The 19,993-nt window shown below is 61.3% G+C and carries 18 protein-coding genes; 13 read left to right on the forward strand and 5 right to left on the reverse strand.

Features of this window, described 5'->3' with window-relative positions; genetic code table 11:
• The first annotated feature begins 8 nt into the window (after positions 1-8).
• The 3 genes from JFN91_RS11835 (at position 9) to JFN91_RS11845 (ending at position 4,357) form a co-directional block, all read left to right on the forward strand.
• The gene (locus tag JFN91_RS11835; RefSeq protein WP_199389395.1) at positions 9-2,444 is read left to right on the forward strand and encodes a Lon protease family protein; all 2,436 of its coding nucleotides are present in this window, start codon (positions 9-11) and stop codon (positions 2,442-2,444) included.
• 208 nt (positions 2,445-2,652) lie between these two features.
• On the forward strand, positions 2,653-3,522 hold the full coding sequence (locus JFN91_RS11840; RefSeq protein WP_199389396.1) for a diacylglycerol/lipid kinase family protein: 870 nt from the start codon (positions 2,653-2,655) through the stop codon (positions 3,520-3,522).
• 121 nt (positions 3,523-3,643) lie between these two features.
• Positions 3,644-4,357: a response regulator gene (locus tag JFN91_RS11845; protein WP_199389397.1), complete on the forward strand. Its 714-nt coding sequence runs from the start codon at positions 3,644-3,646 to the stop codon at positions 4,355-4,357.
• 33 nt (positions 4,358-4,390) lie between these two features.
• Here JFN91_RS11845 and JFN91_RS11850 read toward each other — a convergent pair whose 3' ends face one another.
• The 4 genes from JFN91_RS11850 to JFN91_RS11865 form a co-directional block, all read right to left on the reverse strand.
• Positions 4,391-5,440, reverse strand: coding sequence for a TIGR04283 family arsenosugar biosynthesis glycosyltransferase (locus JFN91_RS11850; protein ID WP_199389398.1), 1,050 nt, complete (start codon positions 5,438-5,440; stop codon positions 4,391-4,393).
• Positions 5,430-6,371 (reverse strand): chemotaxis protein CheV, encoded by a 942-nt coding sequence (locus JFN91_RS11855; RefSeq protein ID WP_199389399.1) that lies wholly within the window; start codon positions 6,369-6,371, stop codon positions 5,430-5,432. The genes JFN91_RS11850 and JFN91_RS11855 overlap by 11 nt, the downstream gene beginning before the upstream one ends.
• 271 nt (positions 6,372-6,642) lie before the next feature.
• Entirely contained in the window at positions 6,643-8,649 is a 2,007-nt protein-coding gene (locus JFN91_RS11860) for a molybdopterin oxidoreductase family protein (RefSeq protein WP_199389400.1), read from the reverse strand.
• 150 nt (positions 8,650-8,799) lie between these two features.
• Positions 8,800-9,108 (reverse strand): cytochrome c3 family protein, encoded by a 309-nt coding sequence (locus JFN91_RS11865; RefSeq protein WP_199389401.1) that lies wholly within the window; start codon positions 9,106-9,108, stop codon positions 8,800-8,802.
• Between the two features lie 193 nt (positions 9,109-9,301).
• Between JFN91_RS11865 and JFN91_RS11870 the strand changes: the two genes are divergently transcribed.
• The 4 genes from JFN91_RS11870 (at position 9,302) to JFN91_RS11885 (ending at position 12,477) form a co-directional block, all read left to right on the forward strand.
• A complete protein-coding gene (locus JFN91_RS11870; RefSeq protein ID WP_199389402.1) occupies positions 9,302-10,315 on the forward strand; it encodes a PilZ-like domain-containing protein in 1,014 nt (337 codons plus the stop codon).
• A 100-nt stretch (positions 10,316-10,415) separates the two neighbouring features.
• Positions 10,416-10,886 (forward strand): GreA/GreB family elongation factor, encoded by a 471-nt coding sequence (locus tag JFN91_RS11875; protein WP_199389403.1) that lies wholly within the window; start codon positions 10,416-10,418, stop codon positions 10,884-10,886.
• Positions 10,887-11,011: 125 nt separating this feature from the next.
• Positions 11,012-11,698 carry a PilZ domain-containing protein gene (locus JFN91_RS11880; protein ID WP_199389404.1) on the forward strand — a complete coding sequence of 229 codons (687 nt, stop codon included), beginning with the start codon at positions 11,012-11,014 and terminating at the stop codon, positions 11,696-11,698.
• 20 nt (positions 11,699-11,718) lie between these two features.
• A complete protein-coding gene (locus JFN91_RS11885) occupies positions 11,719-12,477 on the forward strand; it encodes an NRDE family protein (protein ID WP_199389405.1) in 759 nt (252 codons plus the stop codon).
• A gap of 244 nt (positions 12,478-12,721) precedes the next feature.
• Here JFN91_RS11885 and JFN91_RS11890 read toward each other — a convergent pair whose 3' ends face one another.
• Positions 12,722-13,942, reverse strand: a complete 1,221-nt coding sequence (locus JFN91_RS11890) for a hypothetical protein (protein WP_407932179.1) — start codon at positions 13,940-13,942, stop codon at positions 12,722-12,724.
• Between the two features lie 469 nt (positions 13,943-14,411).
• Between JFN91_RS11890 and JFN91_RS11895 the strand changes: the two genes are divergently transcribed.
• From JFN91_RS11895 to JFN91_RS11920, 6 genes are all read left to right on the forward strand, one after another.
• Positions 14,412-15,407: an ABC transporter substrate-binding protein gene (locus tag JFN91_RS11895; RefSeq protein ID WP_199389406.1), complete on the forward strand. Its 996-nt coding sequence runs from the start codon at positions 14,412-14,414 to the stop codon at positions 15,405-15,407.
• A gap of 170 nt (positions 15,408-15,577) precedes the next feature.
• Complete coding sequence (locus JFN91_RS11900) at positions 15,578-16,477, forward strand: ABC transporter permease (RefSeq protein WP_199389407.1); 900 nt, start codon at positions 15,578-15,580, stop codon at positions 16,475-16,477.
• Positions 16,474-17,271 carry an ABC transporter ATP-binding protein gene (locus JFN91_RS11905; RefSeq protein ID WP_199389408.1) on the forward strand — a complete coding sequence of 266 codons (798 nt, stop codon included), beginning with the start codon at positions 16,474-16,476 and terminating at the stop codon, positions 17,269-17,271. Before JFN91_RS11900 ends, JFN91_RS11905 begins: the two co-directional genes overlap by 4 nt.
• A 371-nt stretch (positions 17,272-17,642) precedes the next feature.
• On the forward strand, positions 17,643-18,020 hold the full coding sequence (gene hisI, locus JFN91_RS11910; RefSeq protein WP_199389409.1) for a phosphoribosyl-AMP cyclohydrolase: 378 nt from the start codon (positions 17,643-17,645) through the stop codon (positions 18,018-18,020).
• A gap of 170 nt (positions 18,021-18,190) precedes the next feature.
• A complete protein-coding gene (gene hisG, locus JFN91_RS11915; protein WP_183345762.1) occupies positions 18,191-19,063 on the forward strand; it encodes an ATP phosphoribosyltransferase in 873 nt (290 codons plus the stop codon).
• Positions 19,064-19,296: 233 nt separating this feature from the next.
• Positions 19,297-19,908 carry a hypothetical protein gene (locus JFN91_RS11920; RefSeq protein ID WP_199389410.1) on the forward strand — a complete coding sequence of 204 codons (612 nt, stop codon included), beginning with the start codon at positions 19,297-19,299 and terminating at the stop codon, positions 19,906-19,908.
• Positions 19,909-19,993 lie beyond the last annotated feature (85 nt).

The following is a 19,993-nucleotide window of genomic DNA, read 5'->3' on the forward strand; positions in this document are numbered from 1 at the left end:
AGGCTCCCGTGTCCGAAACCGATTGCCGAGTCCCTGTTGAGAAGCTCCGCTGGGTCTGCGACCCCGCCCTCTTCAATTTCAAGACCACCGAAGAGATAGCCGGCCTGGAAGGAAACATCCGCCAGGACCGGGCCCTGGCCGCCATCGAGTTCGGCCTGGGCATGTCCAACAACGGCTTCAACATCTACCTCGCCGGCGACCCCGGCACCGGCAGGACCTCCACCATCCGGCAGATACTGAAGAAGTTCGTCAAGGATACCTGCCCCCCCAGCGACTGGTGCTACGTCAACAACTTCCACACCCCCGACGCGCCTTTGGCCATCGCCCTCCCCGCCGGGATGGGGCGCGGCTTCGCGGCTGACATGCGCGAGCTTTTGGACTACATGCGCGCCAACGTCCCCACCGCCCTGGAGAGCAAGGAGTACGAGACCAACCGCGTCTCCATCATCGAGCGCTTCCAGGAGAAAAACGGCGAGATCTTCTCCGACCTGGAACAGGAGGCGGGGGAGAAGGGATTCGCACTGCAGCGCACCGTCTCCGGCCTGGTGATCGTGCCACAAAAGGACGATCGCAACTTCACCCAGGAGGAGTACGAGACGCTCGAGAAGGACGAGCGGGAAAAGCTGGACACGGTGGGGCGCGAGCTGACCGAGAAGTTGAACGACGCGCTGCGCCAGGTGCGCGACAACGAGAAGGCGCTCAGGGACGCCCTGGCGCAGTTGGACCGGGAGCTGGGGCTCTCGGCGGTGGGCCACCACCTGAACCCGCTCAAGGAGAAGTACCAGGGGTTCGGCAAGATCCAGCAGTACCTGGAGGACGTCCAAGAGGACCTGCTCCTGAACCTGGAGGATTTCAAGCCGCAGGTCGCGCCGCCGCAGATCCCCGGGCTCAAGATCCCGAAGCAGGAGCCCACCTTCGAACGCTACGAGGTCAACGTGCTGGTGGAGAACAACCCGGACAACGGCGCCCCCGTCGTCTTCGAGTCCAACCCCACCTACAACAACCTGTTCGGCCGCATAGAGAACGTCATGCAGATGGGGGGAATGGCCACCACCAACTTCACCCTGATCAAGCCCGGCGCCCTGCACCGCGCCAACGGCGGCTACCTGATCCTGGACGCCCGCGAGGTGATGATCAACCCCTTCGCCTGGGAATCGCTCAAGCGCTGCATCAGGAACATGGAGATCAAGATCGAGGACGTCCTCGAGCAGTACCGCTTCATGACCGTGGTCTCGCTCAAGCCGGAGCCGATCCCGCTCAACGCCAAGATCATCATGATCGGCTCGCTCTGGATCTACTACCTGCTCTACTACCTGGAGCCCGACTACAGAAAGTTCTTCAAGGTGAAGGCGGACTTCGACAGCCAGATCAACCGTACCCCCGAGGTGATGCAGGATTACGCCCTGTTCGTCGCCGCCCACTGCTGTAAGGAGGGGCTGCTCCCCTTCGATCCCACCGGCGTCGCCGCGCTCCTGGAGCACGCCTCGCGCCTGGTGGAGGACCAGGACCGGCTCTCCTCCCAGTTCATGGAGCTCTCGGACCTGATCCGCGAGTCGAGCTTCTGGGCCACCAAGGAAGGCGCGCAGGTCGTGGACCGCAGCTGGGTGAAGCGGGCCATCCAAGAGAAGACCTACCGCTCCAACCGTATCGAGGAACGGATCCACGAGTACCTGGCCCAGGGGGTCATCCTGTGCGACACCAAGGGGAGCGTGGTGGGGCAGATCAACGGCCTCTCCGTGATCACCATGGGGGACTACACCTTCGGCAGGCCCTCGCGCCTCACTGTCCGTGTTTCCCAGGGGCGCGCCGGCATGGTCAACATCGAGCGCGAGGTGAAGCTCTCCGGCCCGATCCACGACAAGGGGGTGCTGATCCTGACCGGTTACCTGGCCGGCAAGTTCGGGCAGGAACAGCCGCTCTCCTTCTCCGCCCACATCTGCTTCGAGCAGTCCTACGAAGGGGTCGAAGGGGACAGCGCCTCCTCGGCGGAACTCTACGGGCTCCTCTCCGCCTTCTCCGGCCTTCCCGTCAAGCAGGGGATCGCCGTCACCGGCAGCGTGAACCAGCACGGGCAGATCCAGCCCATCGGCGGCGTGAACTACAAGATCGAAGGGTTCTTCGCGGTCTGCAAGGCCAAGGGGCTGACCGGGGACCAGGGCGTGGTCATCCCCAAGATCAACGAGCACAACCTGATGCTGAGCGACGAGGTGGTGCAGGCGGTCTCCGAAGGGATGTTCCACATCTGGAGCGTATCGCAGGTCGAGGAGGGGATCGAGATCCTGACCGGCGTGCCGGCCGGCAGGGCAGGCGACGACGGCAGCTATCCCGAGGGGACGGTCAACTTCCTGGTGCAGAAGAAGCTCAAGACCATGCTGGACAGCATGCGCAAGCTGCTGTCGCAGGACAAGGAGGGGAAAGAGGAGCCGGTGAAGCTGCTGGAATAGCCAGGGCGCTTAAGCTCCTCCCCCCGGAGGGGGGAGGCTGGGAGGGGGGAAGCCTGCTGGGCCGAGGTTGGATCCCCCTCCCTGGCCCTCCCCCTCCGGGGGAGGGGACGAGGCTAAAACTGTTGTAACCTTTTCATCTTTTTGCTACCTTCCGAGGGCCGCGACCGCGGCCCTTGCCATTTCCGCACCGCCGCAAAGAGGTGACCTCTTGTCCAGACGCTGTTTCCTGATCGTGAATCCCACCTCCGGGACCTACTCGCAGCAAAAAGTCGAACGCATCATGACCGGACTCACCGAGCGCGGCCTCGCCCCGGAGCTCCTCCCCACCCAAAGCGCCGCCGACCCGGCCCGCTTCGCCGCGCGCATCTGCGCCGAAGAGAGCGAGCCCTTCATCGTGGTGGCCGGCGGTGACGGCACCATCAACGGCGTGCTGAACGGCCTGGCCCCGGGAGCAGCCACCCTCGGCGTGGTCCCCCTGGGCACCTCCAACGTGCTTGCGCGCGAGCTGGAGATCGAGTCCGTGGACGATGCCCTGGACCGCCTGGCCCGGGGCGAGACGCGCCCCATTTCCGTCGGCGAGATCGTGCGCGGCGGGGAGCGCAGGCGTTTCCTGCTCATGGCCGGCGCCGGCTTCGACGGCGCCGTGGTGCGCGACGTGCGCCTCTCCGAGAAAAGGACGCTGGGGAAGGGGGCCTACGTGCTGTCGGCGCTGCGCACCTTCTGGAACTGGGACGGCTCGCAACTGTCGGTGAGCGGAGGCGGCCGGAGCGTCTCCTGCCACGGCGTCATCGTCTGCAACGCCTCCAAGTACGGCGGCAACTTCGTGCTCGCCCCGGAGGCCGACCTGTTCGCCCCCGGCTTCCAGGTGCTCTGCATCTCCGGGGGGCGGATGGCCTACCTGGGGCTCGCCCTGGGACTTTTAAACGGCACCGCCGTCTTCAGCAGCCACGTCACCTCCTTCTGCGCCGCCTCCCTGGAGATCACCGGGGACAAAGCCGTGCAACTGGACGGTGACTACGTCTGTCCCACACCCCTTGCCATCCGGAGCGTGCCGGACCTGGTGCAACTGGTGGTGTGATAACCCATACCCGACTTTTTCCGTTGACAAAGGCGAGCCGATATTTATTAATGTGCGAGTCTGACCCGTTCGGCATCATCCCGCGTGAAACACCTTTCAATACCTGAGTGGGGAGAGTGGCGTGGCTAAACCTAAGATCCTATTGGTGGACGATACCAAGCTGATTCTGGAACTGGAGAAGAGCTTTCTCAAGGTTTCCAATGTCGACGTCATCACTGCAGGCGACGGCGTCGCGGCGCTGGAGCTGGTCCGCAAGGATGCTCCCGACCTGATCTTCATGGACGTGAACATGCCGCTCATGGACGGCATCACCTGCTGCAGGCTCCTGAAGAGCGATCCCTTCCTTTCCGCCATCCCCGTCGTCATGCTCACCACCCTCGGCAACGACGAGGACCGCCAGCGCGCACACGAGGCCGGCTGCAACGACTTCCTCACCAAGCCCGTCGACCGCCGCCTCTTCCTCGACATGGCCCGCAAGTACACCGACGCCGTGGACCGTCGTGATCCGCGCATTCCCTGCCAAATCCCGGTGCTGTTCCTGCTGGACGGCAGCCCGGTCGGTGCGCATGCCCTCGACATCGGCGACGGCGGCCTCTTCCTAGCCAGCCGTGAGGAGGTGCAGCCCGACCAGGAACTGAGACTCGCCCTTTTTCTGGAGACCGAGCAGGCGCCGCTTTTGGAGCTGAAGGGGAGGGTGGCCTGGGTGAACCGGGAGGGGAAACGGGTGCATGCCGGTCTTCCCACCGGGTTCGGGGTGGAGTTGATTGAGCCGGCGCAGTGGCAAGCCGACGAGCTGAAGAGATTTATCGAAGCCGCCCGCAGCGCCCAGCCTTAACCTTAGTCTTAATCTCAGTCTTAATCTGCTTCTCTACAGCGCGGCCAAAAGCGCCAGCCGGAACCAGAGCCAGGTCAGCAGGGCGGCCCCCAGGTCGCCCCCCTTGTTGTCGATGAGCCGCCCCAGGACGCGGTCGTGAAGGTCCAGAAATTTCCCCCCTCTCCCTGCCTCCCGTATGCCACCGGTCACCACATCCAGGAAGAAAGGAATCTGCCAGGCGTTGCCCCGGACGTAGGCGCCGGTGCGGTACCACAAGCGGCGTCGCTCCCCTGCGTCGAGGCTGCCGATCGCCTGGTGCAGCGGCTCCAGGAAAGGGCCCAGTTTCAGCTTTCCGGTGGCATCCTGGCTGCGGTAGCTGGCCTGCAGGCAGCGGACCAGGGAAAGCTGCCCGGTGTGGGCCAGGTTCATCAGTATGGCGTTGAGGGTTTGCCTGGGGAGGAGCCCTTCGGCGAGGAAGCGCCGGGGCGACGTGGTGATGCTGGCCGGCAGGAGGAGCCAGCGTCCCTCCCGTCGTACCCGCTCGGCCAGGAAGGTGTCCTCCATGAGCGGCAGCGAGGTGTCGAACGGGCCGACCTGCGCGAAGAAGTCGCGCCGGATCAGGAAGCCCTGGTCGCCGTGGGTGCATCCGGGGCGGTCCAGGGCGGCCTTGGCGCCGTAATATCGGTAAGGTAGCGGGATGGTGCCGGGGAAGCCGAAGCGGAGGGCGAAGCGCCCGGCGACCCGTTCGCCGGCGCCCAGGGCAGCACCGAGAGCGTCCAGCGCTTTCCGGAGTGCCAAGGGATCGTCGAAGCCCGAATCGATGTGCAGGAAAAGAAGCGTCTCGGCGCGGGCCGCGTCTGCGCCCCGGTTCAACTGCCCCCCTCTGCCCTTGGTCCCCTCGATGATGGTGAGCGGGAAGGGGAGCCCGGCGCGCATCTGCTGTGCGATTTGAAGACTGCGGTCGCTGGAAGCGCCGTCCGAGAGGATCACCTCCAGACGGACCCCCTGCTGCCGGGCGAGTGCCGTGAGGAAGGAAGCTACGTTCCCCTCCTCGTTATAGACCGGCACTACGACCGACAGTTCGGGGTACGACTCATAGGGCAAGGGTATCCGCCTTCTGCACGAGGTTGGGGAGGTCGGGCTTGGTAAGGATGTCGCTCGCCCCCAGGTTGCGCCATTTCATCTTGTTGTCGTCGCTGGCCAGAGACGAGAATATCACCACCGGCAGTTCCCCGAGGTCGGTCTCCTTCCTGATCAGCGCGGTGAGATGCAGACCGTCCATGCGGGGCATCTCGATGTCCGTGATCACCATGCTCAGCAGTTCCTTGAGCGGCTGCCCGCTCTCAGCACATTTCTGGCGTACCGCCTGCACGTGTTCCCACGCTTCCTCGCCGTTCTCCGCTTCCACCACCTGGTAACCCGCTTCCCTAAGCGACCCGCACATGGTCCTCCTGATGAAGGCCGAGTCGTCGGCGACCAGGATGGTCCTGGTGCTCCGCTTCAGGGCGGAGTTGGCCAGCATCAGGTCCTCGCTCGGTGCCGCCAGCGCCATGGTCGAGGAGAGCTCCCCGATGATTTTTTCGAAGTCGAGGATCAGGATGATCCGGTCCTCCATTTTCACCACGCCGGTGATGTTGGCGTCGTGGATCGCCTTGACGGGGGGCTCCACGTTTTCCCAGGAGATGCGGTAGATGCGGGAGACCGAGTGCACCTGGATGCCGACCACGATCCTGTTGAACTCGAGCACGATGACCCGGTCCGCCGGGATCCCTTCCGTGTTCTTGTTCAGCGAGCGGGAGAGGTCGATCAGGGTGATCACCTGGTCGCGCAGTTTGATCATGCCGCTGACGCAGGGGTGGGAATTCACCACCTTGCGGGTTTCGGGCAGTCTGATGATCTCGCGCACCTTGGCCACGTTGACGCCGAAGTAGCAGGGGACCACGTTCCCCTTGCCGTCCACCTCGTCGATCCTGAATTCGACTATTTCCAGTTCGTTGGTGCCGCTTTCCAGCAGAATCTTGTTGTTCGGTTCCATACGCCCCCCGATTGTTTATTGCCGTTGCTTCTCATTACATCGGCAGCCGGAGGGAAATCATGAGACAAAAACTGCGAAGCGGAGACGCCGGAAACCTTCTCTTCGCGCCTCTGCACTCCGGGTTGGAGCCCCTGATTACAGACTTAACGCAAAGGCGCCAAGGCGCGAAGACGCAGAGAGATTCTCTTTACTGGAACAGACAAGGGCTTTACCTGCCGCTTTTTCTTTGCGTCTCCGCGGCTCCGCGCCTTTGCGTTAAAGCTTTTGATTGTCACTTACCTGCCCGCACATCGACGCGATTGTCGTAGAAGGTGCTGCCGCCGCCCAGGTCGGTCAGGCGCTGCGAGGTGAGGGCGTTCACCGAGCGCTCGCCCGGCGCATAAGCCAGCCACCACACCCCCTCGGCCACCACCACGCCCCGCGGCACCTTGGACGTTACCTGCAGCCGGAAAGTGACCTCACCTAGCTCGTTCCAGGCCACCACCTCCGCGCCGTCGGCAAGCCCCTTATCCGCCGCGTCCGCCGGGTTCATCTTGAGCTGCATCCCCCCCTGGCTCTGCCGCAGTTCCTCCCGCTCGTAGAAGGTGGCGTTCAGCGCGTAGGGGGTGGGCGCGGTCATGAGCCGGAAGGGGAGTTCGCCCTGCTCCTCGTGGGTGGCCAGGTAGCGCGGCAGCCTCTCGGGGAGTCGCTCGTTCAGGATCTCGATCTTGCCCGACGGGGTCAGTACCCCTCCCGGCCGTGGCGCCAGGGTCACCGGACGTCCGTCGGCAAGTGCAGCCTCGTCGATTCCCGCCCGCAGCGGCTTGGGCACCGCGAGCAGCCGGTCGATCATCTGGTCCGCGCTGAGGGTGAAGATCTCCTCCTCGAAGCCCATCGCCTGGGCCAGAAGGGAGAAAACCTCCCAGTTGGGCTTGCTCTCCCCCACCGGATCGACCACCGCCTGCGCACGCTGGATGCAGTAGGTGCCGTAGGAGCGGTAGATGTCGCTGTGTTCCAGCGAGGAGGTGGCCGGGAGCACGATGTCGGCGTAGCGCGCCGTGTCGGTCAGGAAGCGCTCGTGCACCACGGTGAAGAGGTCATCCCGGGACAGCCCCTTGAGCACGGCGTTCTGGTCCGGAGTTACCGCGGCCGGATTGGAGTGGTACACGTAGAGTCCCATGACCCGCGGGTTGTCGACCTGGTTCAGTGCGGCACCCAACTGGTTCATGTTGATGAGCCGGGTCTGCCCCGGGATCAGGTCCTCCCTGGTCAGGATCTCCATCGGGAACGCAGCCCCGGTCGCAGTGTCGGGGAAGCACCCGGCGCCGTCTTTGCCGTAGGCGCCGACCAGGGCCGGCAGGCAGCAGATCGAGCGCACCGTCATGGCGCCGTTACCGTAGCGCGACAGCCCGCTCCCCAGGCGGATAAAGGGAGCCTTGGCCGCAGCAAAGGCGCGTGCCATGGCCACGATGGTGTCCGGCTCAAGCCCGATGATCCCGGCACAACGCTCCGGAGTCATCTCCGGGAGCACCTCGGCCGCCAGTTCCTCGAAACCGAGCACCTGTTGCGCAAGAAACTCCCGGTCGACAAGTCCCTCACGCGCGATGACGTGCATCATTCCCAGGGCCAGCGCACCGTCGCTGCCCGGGCGCACCAGGAAGGTGCGGTCGGCCACCGAGGCGGTCGGGGTCTCGTAGGTGTCGATGAGCCAGATCTGCCCCCCCTTTTGCCGCACCTCGTGCGCCTGGTTCAAAAAGTGGATGCTGGTCGCGGCGGCGTTGATCCCCCACAGGATCAGGAGGTCGCTCCTGCCGGCCGATTCCGGCGGCGGGGTCGCCGTCTTGCCCATCACCGCCTCCCATCCCGCCCCCTTGGCGGGAGAGCAGATGGTGCGGTCCAGCCGGGACGCGCCCATGCGGTGGAAGAAGGGATGCCCTGCGTTTCTCTGCACGATACCCATGGTCCCCGCGTAGGAGTAGGGGAGGATCGCCTCCCCCCCGTGCGCCGAGATGATGGCGCGCCAGCGCTGCGCTATGGTGGCGATGGCCTCGTCCCAGGAGATGGGCGCGAATTCGCCGCTCCCCTTGGCGCCGGTCCTCTTGAGCGGCGTCGTCAGGCGCAGCGGCGAGTGGACGCTTTTCTCGTAGTGGCGCATCTTGGGACAGAGGGTGCCGCGGCTGAAGGGGTGCAGGGGGTCGCCCTGCACCGCGACGGCCTTGCCGTTTTCCACCTGCACCAGCATGCTGCAGGTGTCCGGACAGTCGAAGGGGCAGACCGATCTCCTGGTGACGACGTTCATCTATTGATCTCCTCGTGTAGGTGGAAAGCTGTGGGGAAGCGTTGCTGCGGCTCTTCTTTTTAAATCTATTTGCAGGGGGAGATCAACAGAAAAGGAAGGGGAAGGAGGCTGCGCCCCGGCAACCGGAGCGCAGCCCGAAAAGGCGTACGGCTACTTCTTGTGGCACTTGGCGCAGTTGCCTGCGGGCTTGAAGGCCTTCTTGCCGTTGTGGCACTCACCACAGTACTTCCCGGCATTGATGTCGGCCATCTTCATCTGGGTGGAACCCTTCTTCATCTTGAAGATCTTGGTGTGGCACTCGTTGCACTTGAGCCCCTTGCCGGCGTGGTCATCCCCCTTGAAGGTGACTTTGCCCATCGAGGTCGGCCATTCCACGGTCTTGCCGGCGGAAACCGCCATGGCCTGTGCCGCTGTCATTACCACCACCATCGCCGCCGCTGCTATCGCCATTCTCTTCATAGTCACTCCTCATTCATTAGTAAAAAAGCCTCTACTGTGATAGCACAGCTCCCCGCAATGTCAAGGCACCCCTCCGGTTGGCTGGGTAAAATCGGAAACGCTCTTTCGCATTCAAGGACTTGCAATTCAGCGCGGCTGCAGTTTAATGGGATAGTCCCCTCATTCTCTTATTAAAATATCATCCGGATTCGGCATGGAAGACGATTACAGCGAATACCGCCAGGTTCTCGCGCCGGGCATGCGCATCGAGATCGGCATCCCGCTCTCCGGCGGCGGCGTGTTCCGGGACTGGGGCGTCATCAGCGAGTCGGGGGGCGACCTGCTGCAGCTGCAGATCTCCCGCGACGTGCTTCCGGCCAACGTGCGGGTGGACATCGGCTTCATCCTCGATGTCAGCGTCTACCTCGGTAAGGACAGCTATACCTGCAGCGGCATCGTCACCGACCGGCTCGGCGAGCGGGTGCTGCAGATACGGCTTTTCGGCCGGTTCACCCTGCGCGAGCGGCGCCAGTTCTTCAGGACCGACATGGCGTTGCGGGTCCGCTACGACATCGTGGACGAGTCGAGCCGCAAAGAGGTGGAACGGGATTGGGAGGTACGCAAGGAGCGCGAGCAGATGAAGTTCCAGGGGTACGACGACTTCGTCATCGCCGCCCAGATGGCGCGCTTCAAGCCGGCCACGGACATCGTCTGGCGCGACCTGCTCCGGGCCCAGCTGAACCTGGGCGGAGGCGGCATCTGCCTGCGCATGCCCACCACGGCCCGGCCGGACCAGTTGGTGAACATGGAGCTGTACCTGCCGCTGGAGCCGCCGCGGCTGGTGCATGCCGTCGGCCAGGTGATCCACGTCAAGCCCCCTCTTACGCAGCGTGACGGTTCCAGCCGCTACGATGTCGGCATGGAATTCCTTTTCCTGGACGAGCGGGACCGCGACTTGATCTTCAAGCAGATCTCGTCGGTCCAGATCGCCCACCTGCGCCGGGTAGCCGACAAGCGGGACATGGATGAGCCCTCCGATGCTCCTCCGGTTGCGCTGTCCCGCAGGCAGTACCTGGTCCGGGCCCTCTGGGTGCTGGTTGCCCTGATCCTCGCTTACGCCCTGGGCCGCTACTTCATCTCCTACAGCCAAGCTCCCCCCGAAAACGAGATCCAGAAGACCTACGAAGAATCCATCCGCAAGTACCGCCACCTGGACAAGCAGCCCTGATCTGCTGCTATCGTGTTGCCTTGGAGTGCAAACTCTACTATGATGCCCCTCCGCGGCAGCCCGTCTGCCGTCGGGAAGTATCGCATGGTGAGGAGTGCAGATGACCAACATGATCAGTGCCGAAGGGCGTAAACGATTGCAGGAACGCTACGACTTTCTCTGGGAGACCGAGCGGCCGCGCATGGTGAAGAACATGGCCGACGCCGCTGCCGAAGGGGACCGTTCCGAGAACGCGGAGTACATCTATTCAAAGAAGAGGCTACGTGAGATCGACCGCGAGCTGAAGCATCTGGGTGACCGCCTCAAGGTGCTCAAGGTGGTCTACCCGCCGCTGAACCCGACCTCGGTCAGCTTCGGCTGCTGGGTCACCTACGAGGACGAGGAGGGGGAGGAACGCTGCTATCAGCTGGTAGGACCCGACGAGTTCGATGTGAGCCTTGGAAAGATCAGTATCGACTCTCCGGTCGGCAAGGCGCTGCTCGGCAAGAAGGTCGACGACGAGCTTACCATCAGGAGACCGGCGGGCGACCTTACCGTCACCGTGATCTCCATCACCTCAAAGAAACCGTGAGTAGTCTGAGTCAAAGGGGGCAGCTCTGCCTCGAAAACGGTTTGACCTTCTTTGGTGAGCGGTTATAGTGTAGCAGGCTCATCTCCGAAGCGATCTCCACTGAATGAAGCACCATCCAAGGATACATGTCAGACATCAAGATCCTGATAGTCGTAAAAGATAGTGAAGCCGGTGACGCCTATGCCCATGCCGTAACTGAAATCGGCGTTGCCTGTGACGTAGCGCGCTCCTTTGTGGAGATGTCGCAGATGGCGACGGACAACCGCTACAACGGCTTCCTCGTCGATATCCTGACATTGGTGCGCTGCAGCAAGGAAGAGAAGGTGATCGCCTATGAGTGTATCAACCTCTTTCCGGTGCTGCGGGTGAAGTGGGAGGCGAGGCACAAAAAGATAAAGCTGAGCCCGCTGGAGCAAAGTTTCTCGCCCGACACCGATTCGGCCCTGCGTTTCTTCATCGAAAACCGCTGCCGGAACTTCCCTGCCCGCTCCTTGCGCCGCTCGCCGCGCCGGTCCATCAACCTGAACCTCTACTACAGCACCGATCCCGGCTTTCCGCCCGATAACACCTACAAGTCCTTCACCATCAACCTCGGCAGCCACGGGCTGTTCCTGCACACCATGCAAGACTTCCTGCAGGGGGACACCATCTGGATCCGCTTCCTAGAGTTCGCCGACCAGACCCCGATGCGGGCCACCGTGCGCTGGTCCCAGCCTTGGGGCGTGACCCGCTGCATCCCCGGAGCAGGGGTTATGTTCGAAACTTTGACCAAGAAACAGGAACAGGAGCTCGCCAAGCTGCTCGATCTCTGAGTCACTTCCAGGAAATCCGCATGTGCACCCTGCTACTTGCCTACCGGGCCCACCCCCAATACCGGCTCGTCATCGCCGCCAACCGTGACGAGTACTACCAGCGCCCGACACAGCCCGCCCATTTCTGGCAAGACACCCCGCACATCTTCGCCGGGCGCGACCTGGTGCACGGCGGCACGTGGCTTGGTGTCACCGCGACCGGCCGTATCGCCGCGCTCACCAATTACCGCGATCCCAGCGATCTGCACCGGCACGGCCCTTCGTCGCGCGGTCAACTGGTGAGGGATTTTCTGGTGCAGGAGGCGGGTGGCGAAGAGTACCTGGCGCAACTGCGGGGGGGCGGCATCCCCTATGGCGGCTATAACCTCCTGGTCGGGGACAGCGAGCGACTCTTCTGCTACTCCAACAAGAGCGACCGGGTGCTCCCCATCGAGCCGGGAATCCACGGCCTCAGCAACCACCTGCTGGATACGCCCTGGCCCAAGGTGCGTTGCGGCAAGGACGGGCTGGCCCGTATCTTGTCCCGAGAAGAATTTGAAGTTGAAGAATTGTTTGCGCTCCTCGCCGACCGGGCGCACCCTCCGGACCAGGAGTTGCCGGATACCGGTGTGGGGCTCGAGCTGGAGCGGATGCTGTCGCCCATCTTCATCACCAGTCCCCAGTACGGCACCCGCTCTTCCACCGTGTTGCTGGTGGATAACGCAGGGAAGGCCACGTTCATCGAGCGCAGTTTCGAGGGGGGAGTGGCCACCGACAGGCAGGCGCAATTCCAGTGGTAAGAGCGCCCCCCTCGCCCTCCGGGAGAGGGCCGGGGTGAGGGCGCCTGTGCGATGGTATGAGGATGCCTGTCGCTTGAAAAGCAAAAGGGGCGAACCATGATGGTTCGCCCCTTCTGTTTGTTGATACGGCGGAGGGTTGGCTTCCGTAGGGGCGAATAATCATTCGCTCGACTGCCGGTGCAAGTTCCCAGGTTGCCGGCACCCCCGCGTCCCCGCCCCCGGAGGGGGAGGGACAGGGAGGGGGCTACTGGTACTGGATATACAGCGGCTTCGGGTTCAGCATCAGCACCTCTTTCGGGGTGAGCAGTGCGTCGCCCTTCTTGGTGTCGTTGTGGTAGAAGAGCTTGAACCCGGTGAACTCGACCGGTTCGGCCACGACGTAGTCCTTGTAGGAGTCGCGCTTGAGCCAGGGAGCGCCCCAGCCGTCCATGTTCATCACGATCTGCACCTCGGGGCGCAGCTGGATGTTTTTGGAGTTGGTCACGCCGTTTCTGGTGAAGCGGTGCACGATAAACACCTTCGGCGGCAGGTTGTACTTTTTGACCAGCTCCTTCAGGTAGTTGGAGGCATAGTTGATGTCCGCCGCGTCGTAGGTGCCGATCTTGGTGCCCGGCTTCTTGCCGCTCTTGATCAGGTTGAACTCCGGATCGATGCCCAGGTGCACGTCGGGGTTCTTGAGGATCCACTCGAAGCGCGGCAGCACGTTGCGGATGTTGTCGTGCCCGGTCTGGATGTCGATGAACATGACGGCGTTGATCGACTTAGCCCAGCCGTAGACCTCGTTGATGACGTTGTCGGGCATAATCATGCGGTAGAGACCCGCCTTGCCCGGCTCTCCCTGGGCTACGACCGCGATCAGGTGCAGCGCGGGCTGTACCGGGTGGGAGGGATCGGCCGCCTGCCACTTGGCAGCTTCACGCTTCAGACGCTGCAGCATGTCGTCTTTCTGGTACTCGCCCAGCGCACCCATCTTCTTAGAACGGGGGTTGCCGTAGTAGGCGACGATTCTCTTCTGGGGCAGGATCGAACCCGGCAGCGGCGCGGGATATTTCACCGGCCAACCCTTCTTGGCTGCGAAGTCCGGGTCCTCACCGGCGCGATAGGTCACTTTGGGTGCGGCGGCCTCTTTACCCTTGGCCCCCTTACCTTTCCCCTTTTTCCCCGCGCTGGAGTGCGCGTCGAACTTGGCGGCGTTCGGGGCGGTGCCATTGGGGGCAGCCGCTTCGGTGCCCGGTGCGGCGGGTGTCGCCGGGGTGGCCGCTGCAGGAGTTGCAGTGGCAGGGGCGGTCGCCGCCGGGAGGCTGGTTGCCGGGGCGGTCTGCGCCGACGAAGGGTGTCCTTGCACGGTTGCGGCGCCTGCCGTGGTGGCGGCTGCCTTTTTATCCTTGCATCCCATGAGTGCCAGCGGCAGTGCCAGCAGGGCGACCAGCATGAGGGCGCGGTGGTTCGGGTACAGGTGCTTCACGTTGAAGTTCTCCTTGTATGGTGGTGCAGCCTGGACCGGCCTCGACCGTGCGGACATATCGGTGCGGACGGCGCCTGGCGTGCTTTTGTTTTGCTGATTGTGCGGAGTCTGGTTTTGGCGGTTACTGGGGAGATATCGGGGCGGGCTTTAGTGCCGTACACCTGTGACAAAACCGACAAGCTCGTCCGTACTTATACCCTTTTTGCGTTTGCGGTGTCAACAACCAGTGGCCTGTTTTGGTGAGAAAGGTTTTAGATTGGGCGCGCGCCGGACTGTTTGAGCCGATTTTTTTCGTTTATTCAAAGAATTGTTCCTATTTAGCGGCACTATGGCGTTGACGATAGCTCTTTGCCGGTGGTATGCTCGGCGGTCGAAAATAGGTCCGACCTTTTCACCGGTCGGCGGCGATAGATTACGGTTTGGCAGTACCAGCAGCAGAAATTCAATTCAATGTAAACCGGAGGTATCTGTGCGCAAGAAGATCGGTATTCTGTTGGCTCTCTCGTTGTCTGTTTTGTCTGCGGCCACCGCTTTTGCAGCGGCTCCCGCCAAGCCGGTGACGATCGGCATCTCCAAGATCGTTTCCCACCCGGCGCTGGATGCGGTTGTGAAGGGCATTCAGGATGAACTGAAGGACTCAAAGATCAACGCAACCTTCGACGTGCAGAACGCCAACGGCGACATCAACACCGCGGCGTCCATCGCCACCAAGTTCCAGAGCCAGAAGGTCGACCTTGCCGTCGGCGTCGCCACCCCGACCGCCCAGGCGCTGGTGAACACTCTGAAAGGAATCCCGATCGTCTTCTCCGCCGTTACCGACCCGGTCAAGGCGGGCCTGGTTCCCTCCCTCGCCAAGGGCGGCAAGAACGTCACCGGCGTTTCCGACATGACCCCGGTGAAGCAGCAGATCGAGATGCTGCTCAAGATCAAGCCGAAGACCAAGCGTATCGGCCATATCTACACCAGCTCCGAGGAGAACGCAGTGGTGCTGGCCGGCATGGTGAAGCAGGTCTGCAAGGAGAAGCACCTCGAGTTTGTTGAGACCACCGTTACCAAGTCCGCCGAAGTGAAGCAGGCTGCCCAGACCATCGCCAACCGCGTCGATGCCATCTACATCTCCACCGACAACACTGTCGTTTCCGCCATGAGCGCCGTTGCCGAGGTGGCAGCCAAGGCCAAGATTCCGGTCATGTCCGCAGACCCGAGCTCCTCCGAGACCTACGACGTCCTCGCCGCCTGGGGCTTCGACTACTACAAGATGGGCCGCGCCACCGGCAAGATGATCATCGAGATCCTGAAAGGGAAGAAGCCGGAGCAGATCCCGACCCGCTTCATGACCAAGGCCAGCGACGTCGACCTGCTCATCAACCTCGACGTAGCCAAGAAGCTCGGCCTGACCGTCCCGGCTGACATCGTCAAGGCCGCCAAGACTGTCCGCCAGAACGGCAAGATCACCAAGAAGTAAGTAAAGGCAGTAAACCATTGGCCACGGAGAAAATCTGAGCAAATCTGAGAGAACCCGAAAGCCTGAAGGTTTTAAACCAGACTATGGTTTTGGCCTTTCTCCGAAGTTCTCAGATTTTCTCCGTGGCCAATGGTTTTGAATCTGTTTCAAGAAGGGTAAACGGTTCCTCTATGATCGAAGGTATTTTTGTCGAAGGATTGATCTATGGCATCATGGTCCTGGGCGTGTTCATCTCGTTCAGGATTCTTGATTTTCCGGACCTGACGGTTGACGGGTCCTTCCCCCTGGGGGCCGCACTCATGGTGCAGTGCCTCCTCTCCGGCATGAACGGTTGGGTCGCGCTCCTGGTCGCCTTTGCCGGGGGCGTGCTGGCCGGCGTGGTCACCGCCCTCATCCATAACCACCTGAGGGTGCCCAACCTCCTGGCCGGTATCCTCACCATGACCATGCTCTACTCGATCAACATCCGCATCCTGGGCAACCGCGCCAACGTTCCCATCCTGGACCAGCCGACCATCCTCAAGCAGGTCACCGAGAAGTTCACCGGCATCATCCCGGACGAGTACATCCTGCTGGTGTTCTTCCTGGTCGTGGCCCTGGTGGTGAAGGTGCTGCTCGACCTCTTCTTCCGCACCGACCTCGGCATGACCCTGGGCGCCATGGGGAACAACGAGCAGATGGTCATCTCCCAGGGGGTGAACCCCAAGACCTTGAAGACCATCGGCGTCGGCCTCTCCAACGGCCTGGTCGCCATCTCCGGCGCCTTCGCCGCCCAGTACTTGGGCTTTGCCGACGTGGGCTTGGGGCAGGGGATCATCGTTTCCGGCCTCGCCTCGGTCATGATCGGCGAATTCCTGATGCTGAAGAGTAACCGGATCGGTGTCCTCACCTTCTGTGCGCTGGCCGGCTCCATCTGCTTCTACGCGGTCATGTACGTCGGGCGCTTCTACGGCTACGTGATCCACATGACCCCGAGCGACCTCAACCTCATCAAGGGCGTGCTGATCATCGTCCTGCTCATCATGACCCAGGCCAAGAAACTGAAGGTCCCGTTTAAGGTGGCAAAATGATCGAACTCAAGAACGTTTCCATCGTCTTCGGTCAGGGGACCGTCAATGAGAACAAGGCCCTGAACAACATCAACCTCAAGGTGAAGGAAGGCGACTTCATCACCATCATCGGCTCCAACGGCGCCGGCAAATCGACCCTGTTCAACACCATCGCCGGGACCTATCTCCCCAGTGAAGGGCAGATTTTTGCCAACGACAAGAACGTGACCCGCGACCCGGAGTACAAGAGGGCAAAGTACATCGGCAGAATCTTCCAGAACCCGCTGCTCGGAACCGCCGGCAACATGAGTCTGGAAGACAACATGACCATCACCCACAAGAAGGGGATGAAGTGGTTGCGCCGCAGCCTGAACAACAAGACCCGCGAGATCTTCAGGCAGGAACTGGTGCAGCTCAGGATGGGCCTTGAGCACCGCATGAAGGAGAACTTGGTCATGTTCTCCGGCGGTCAGCGCCAGGCGCTCACCCTGCTCATGATGGTTCTTTCCAAGCCGTCGCTGATCCTGCTCGATGAGCACACCGCGGCGCTGGACCCGAAGAACGCCGAGATCGTGCTGGAATTGACCAACAAGTTCATCAGCGAGTATAAGCTGACCGGCATGATGATCACCCACAACATGACCCACGCCATCGAGTTCGGCAACCGCCTGCTCATGATGGACGGCGGCGAGATCATCTTCGATATCGAAGGCGAGGCCAAGAAAGCCCTCACCGTCGAGAAGCTGATCCAGAAGTTCCACCAACTGCGTCACAAGACCTTCGAGAACGACAGGACCCTCCTCGCCGAAGACTAGTCGGCGGGAAAGAGAAGAGGCACCGGAAGGCCCGGCGGACAGATCCGCCGGGCTTTTTTTGTTTAAAGGGAAAAGGCTCCAACGCTAAGGCACCAAGCCGCAGAGACGCAGGGGAAGGCGAAATCAAAGTCTTTGGTGTTTTTGGGTCTCCTCAACGGGATTTTCTTAGCGCCTATGCGGCTTGGCGTCTTTGCGTTAAAGCTTTTGGTTTTGTATCTCCACGGAGGTTTCTTTGCGTCATTGCGGCTTTGCGTTAAATTACCAGTGTTTTGCCTTATCTCGTCTACATAATCATTGACACATCTCTGTCGCGAGGTGTATTAAAAGACACTTTTTTATCAATAACCGCAGTAGAAGGACTGAGAGAAGCCATGATAAAGATCGATTTCGAGAAGATGGGTGGACTGATCCCTGCTGTTATCCAGGACAACGAGAGCGGGGAAGTATTGATGGTTGCGTTCATGGACGAGAAGACCCTGAACCTGACCCTGGAAACCGGCAAGACCTGGTTCTTCAGCCGCACCAGGAACAAGTACTGGATGAAGGGCGAGGAATCCGGCAACACCCAGGAAGTGGTCGAGGTGCTGACCGACTGCGATGCCGACACCGTGGTGATCAAGGTGAAGCAGAACGGCCCCGCCGCCTGCCACACCGGCAACAGGAGCTGCTTCTACGTCAAGTACGAGAACGGCACTTGGGTCGAGCACTCCAACCCGCTCTTTGATCCCAACGAGGTCTATAAGAAATAACCTGAAAAGCCACGGAGCCAACGCTCGCGTGGCTTTTTTATTTTCTCCCCTCTCCTCCCGGGAGAGGGTGGCCGAAGGCCGGGTGAGGGCGACGCCACGAAGGTAACCATTCCCCCCGTCCGGTTCTAATTGGTTTTCATCTTAATCTGAACTTTCAGCCTGGAGGAACTATGGAAAAGTTGAAGCTCGGCATCCCGAAGGGGAGCCTTGAAAACGCCACCGTCGACCTGTTCAAGAAAGCCGGCTGGCAGATATCGATCTCGTCGCGCAGCTACTTCCCCGGTATCGACGACGATGAGATAAAGTGCTCCCTGATCCGTCCGCAGGAGATGGGCAAGTACGTCGAGCGCGGCACCATCGACGTCGGCATCGCCGGCCGCGACTGGATCCGCGAGAACGAGTCCGATGTCATCGAAGTCTGCGAGATGGTCTACTCCAAGGTATCCCGGCGTCCCGCCCGGTGGGTGCTGGTGGTCAACGGCAACTCCAAGATCCAGGGGCCGGAAGACCTGCACGGCGCCACCATCTCCACCGAGCTGGTTGGTTTCACCAAGCGTTACTTCGCCGAGCGGAACATCCCGGTCAACGTCGAGTTCTCCTGGGGCGCCACCGAAGCGAAGGTCGTCGAAGGCCTCTGCGACGCCATCGTCGAAGTGACCGAGACCGGTTCCACCATCAAGGCCAACGGCTTGAGGATAGTCACCGAATTGATGGAGTCCGTTCCCGTCATGGTGGTCAACAAGGCTGCCTGGGAAGATCCGTGGAAGCGCGCCAAGATCGAGCAGATTGCCACCCTGCTGCAGTCCTCGCTGCGTGCCGAGGGGATGGTCGGTCTCAAGATGAACGCGCCGAAAGAGAAGGTAGCCGAGATCACCGCCGTCATCCCGAGTCTCAAGAGCCCGACCGTCGCCAACCACTACAACTCCGACTGGGTATCCATCGAAAGCATCATGCCCGAACAAGAAGTCCGCCGCATCGTCCCCGAACTCATCAAACTCGGCGCCGAAGGCATCGTCGAGTACTCGCTCAACAAGATAATCTAGAGCTCCTTGACCAGCACACCTGCTTCGGGGTGCCGGTTTGAATCTTCACGCTTCGATTATTAAAAAGGCCCTTGGTGTTTGCCAAGGGCCTTTTGCTTACCCGGTCCGGGAAAAAGTTCTTGCAGCTTGTTACGCTTATTAGAGCCGAAGTACCGACTGGGGCGCTTGCCAAAGTTATCGGTGGTGATATGCTGCTGGCTTGGAGGTTTCTAATCTAGTGTGGAGGTTATGCCATGCCCTTCAGCAACGTACCACATGCGGACATGATCGGTAAGTCAGCGGCAATTGCGCAGGCCTTAACTCCTGAGTTGCACGCGTACTTGGTATCCCTGTTCCCCACCCCGGCGAGTATTACCGAGCTCTATCTGAAATACGAGACAAGCTTCGCTGCATCACTCAAAGGAGATCCTGAAAAGGTCAAGGCGTGCGAGGCGGACAGGGAGGCACTTGATCAAGCGATCGGCTTGTTATTTGGGCTTGGTAAAGCGGCCCATCGCAAAGATCCCACCATTCTCGGCCAGCTTGGCTTTGGTACAGCTAAGAAGCCGGCAGGTACGGGAAAGCCAGTAGGAAAACCCGTGGGGTTCCATCTTAGTTTCGGCAACGATGGTAAGCCGTGGGTCGCATTAACAAGGATCAGCAGTGCAAAAGGATATGAAGTGTGGACCTGTAATGGTGACCCTGGCAATGAACAAAATTGGAAATTCCTGGTCTGGTCGACTACCTGTAAGAAAATATTGCTAAGCGGGATAAACCGGTCGGTGCCAAACTTCCTCAGGGTCAGGGGCAAGCGTGGTGATATCGTAGGTCCTTGGTCTAACTGGATAGCGCTGGATCCTGTCTAATGTTTATCGCCCCCTTCGCGTTCGTGAGGGGGGCGAAGCTTCCCTCACATCATACCCCTTCTGAAGCACCGTGTTCCTCTGTTAG

It is taken from the genome of Geomonas anaerohicana (assembly GCF_016458305.1).
Taxonomy (GTDB): Bacteria; Desulfobacterota; Desulfuromonadia; order Geobacterales; family Geobacteraceae; genus Geomonas; species Geomonas anaerohicana.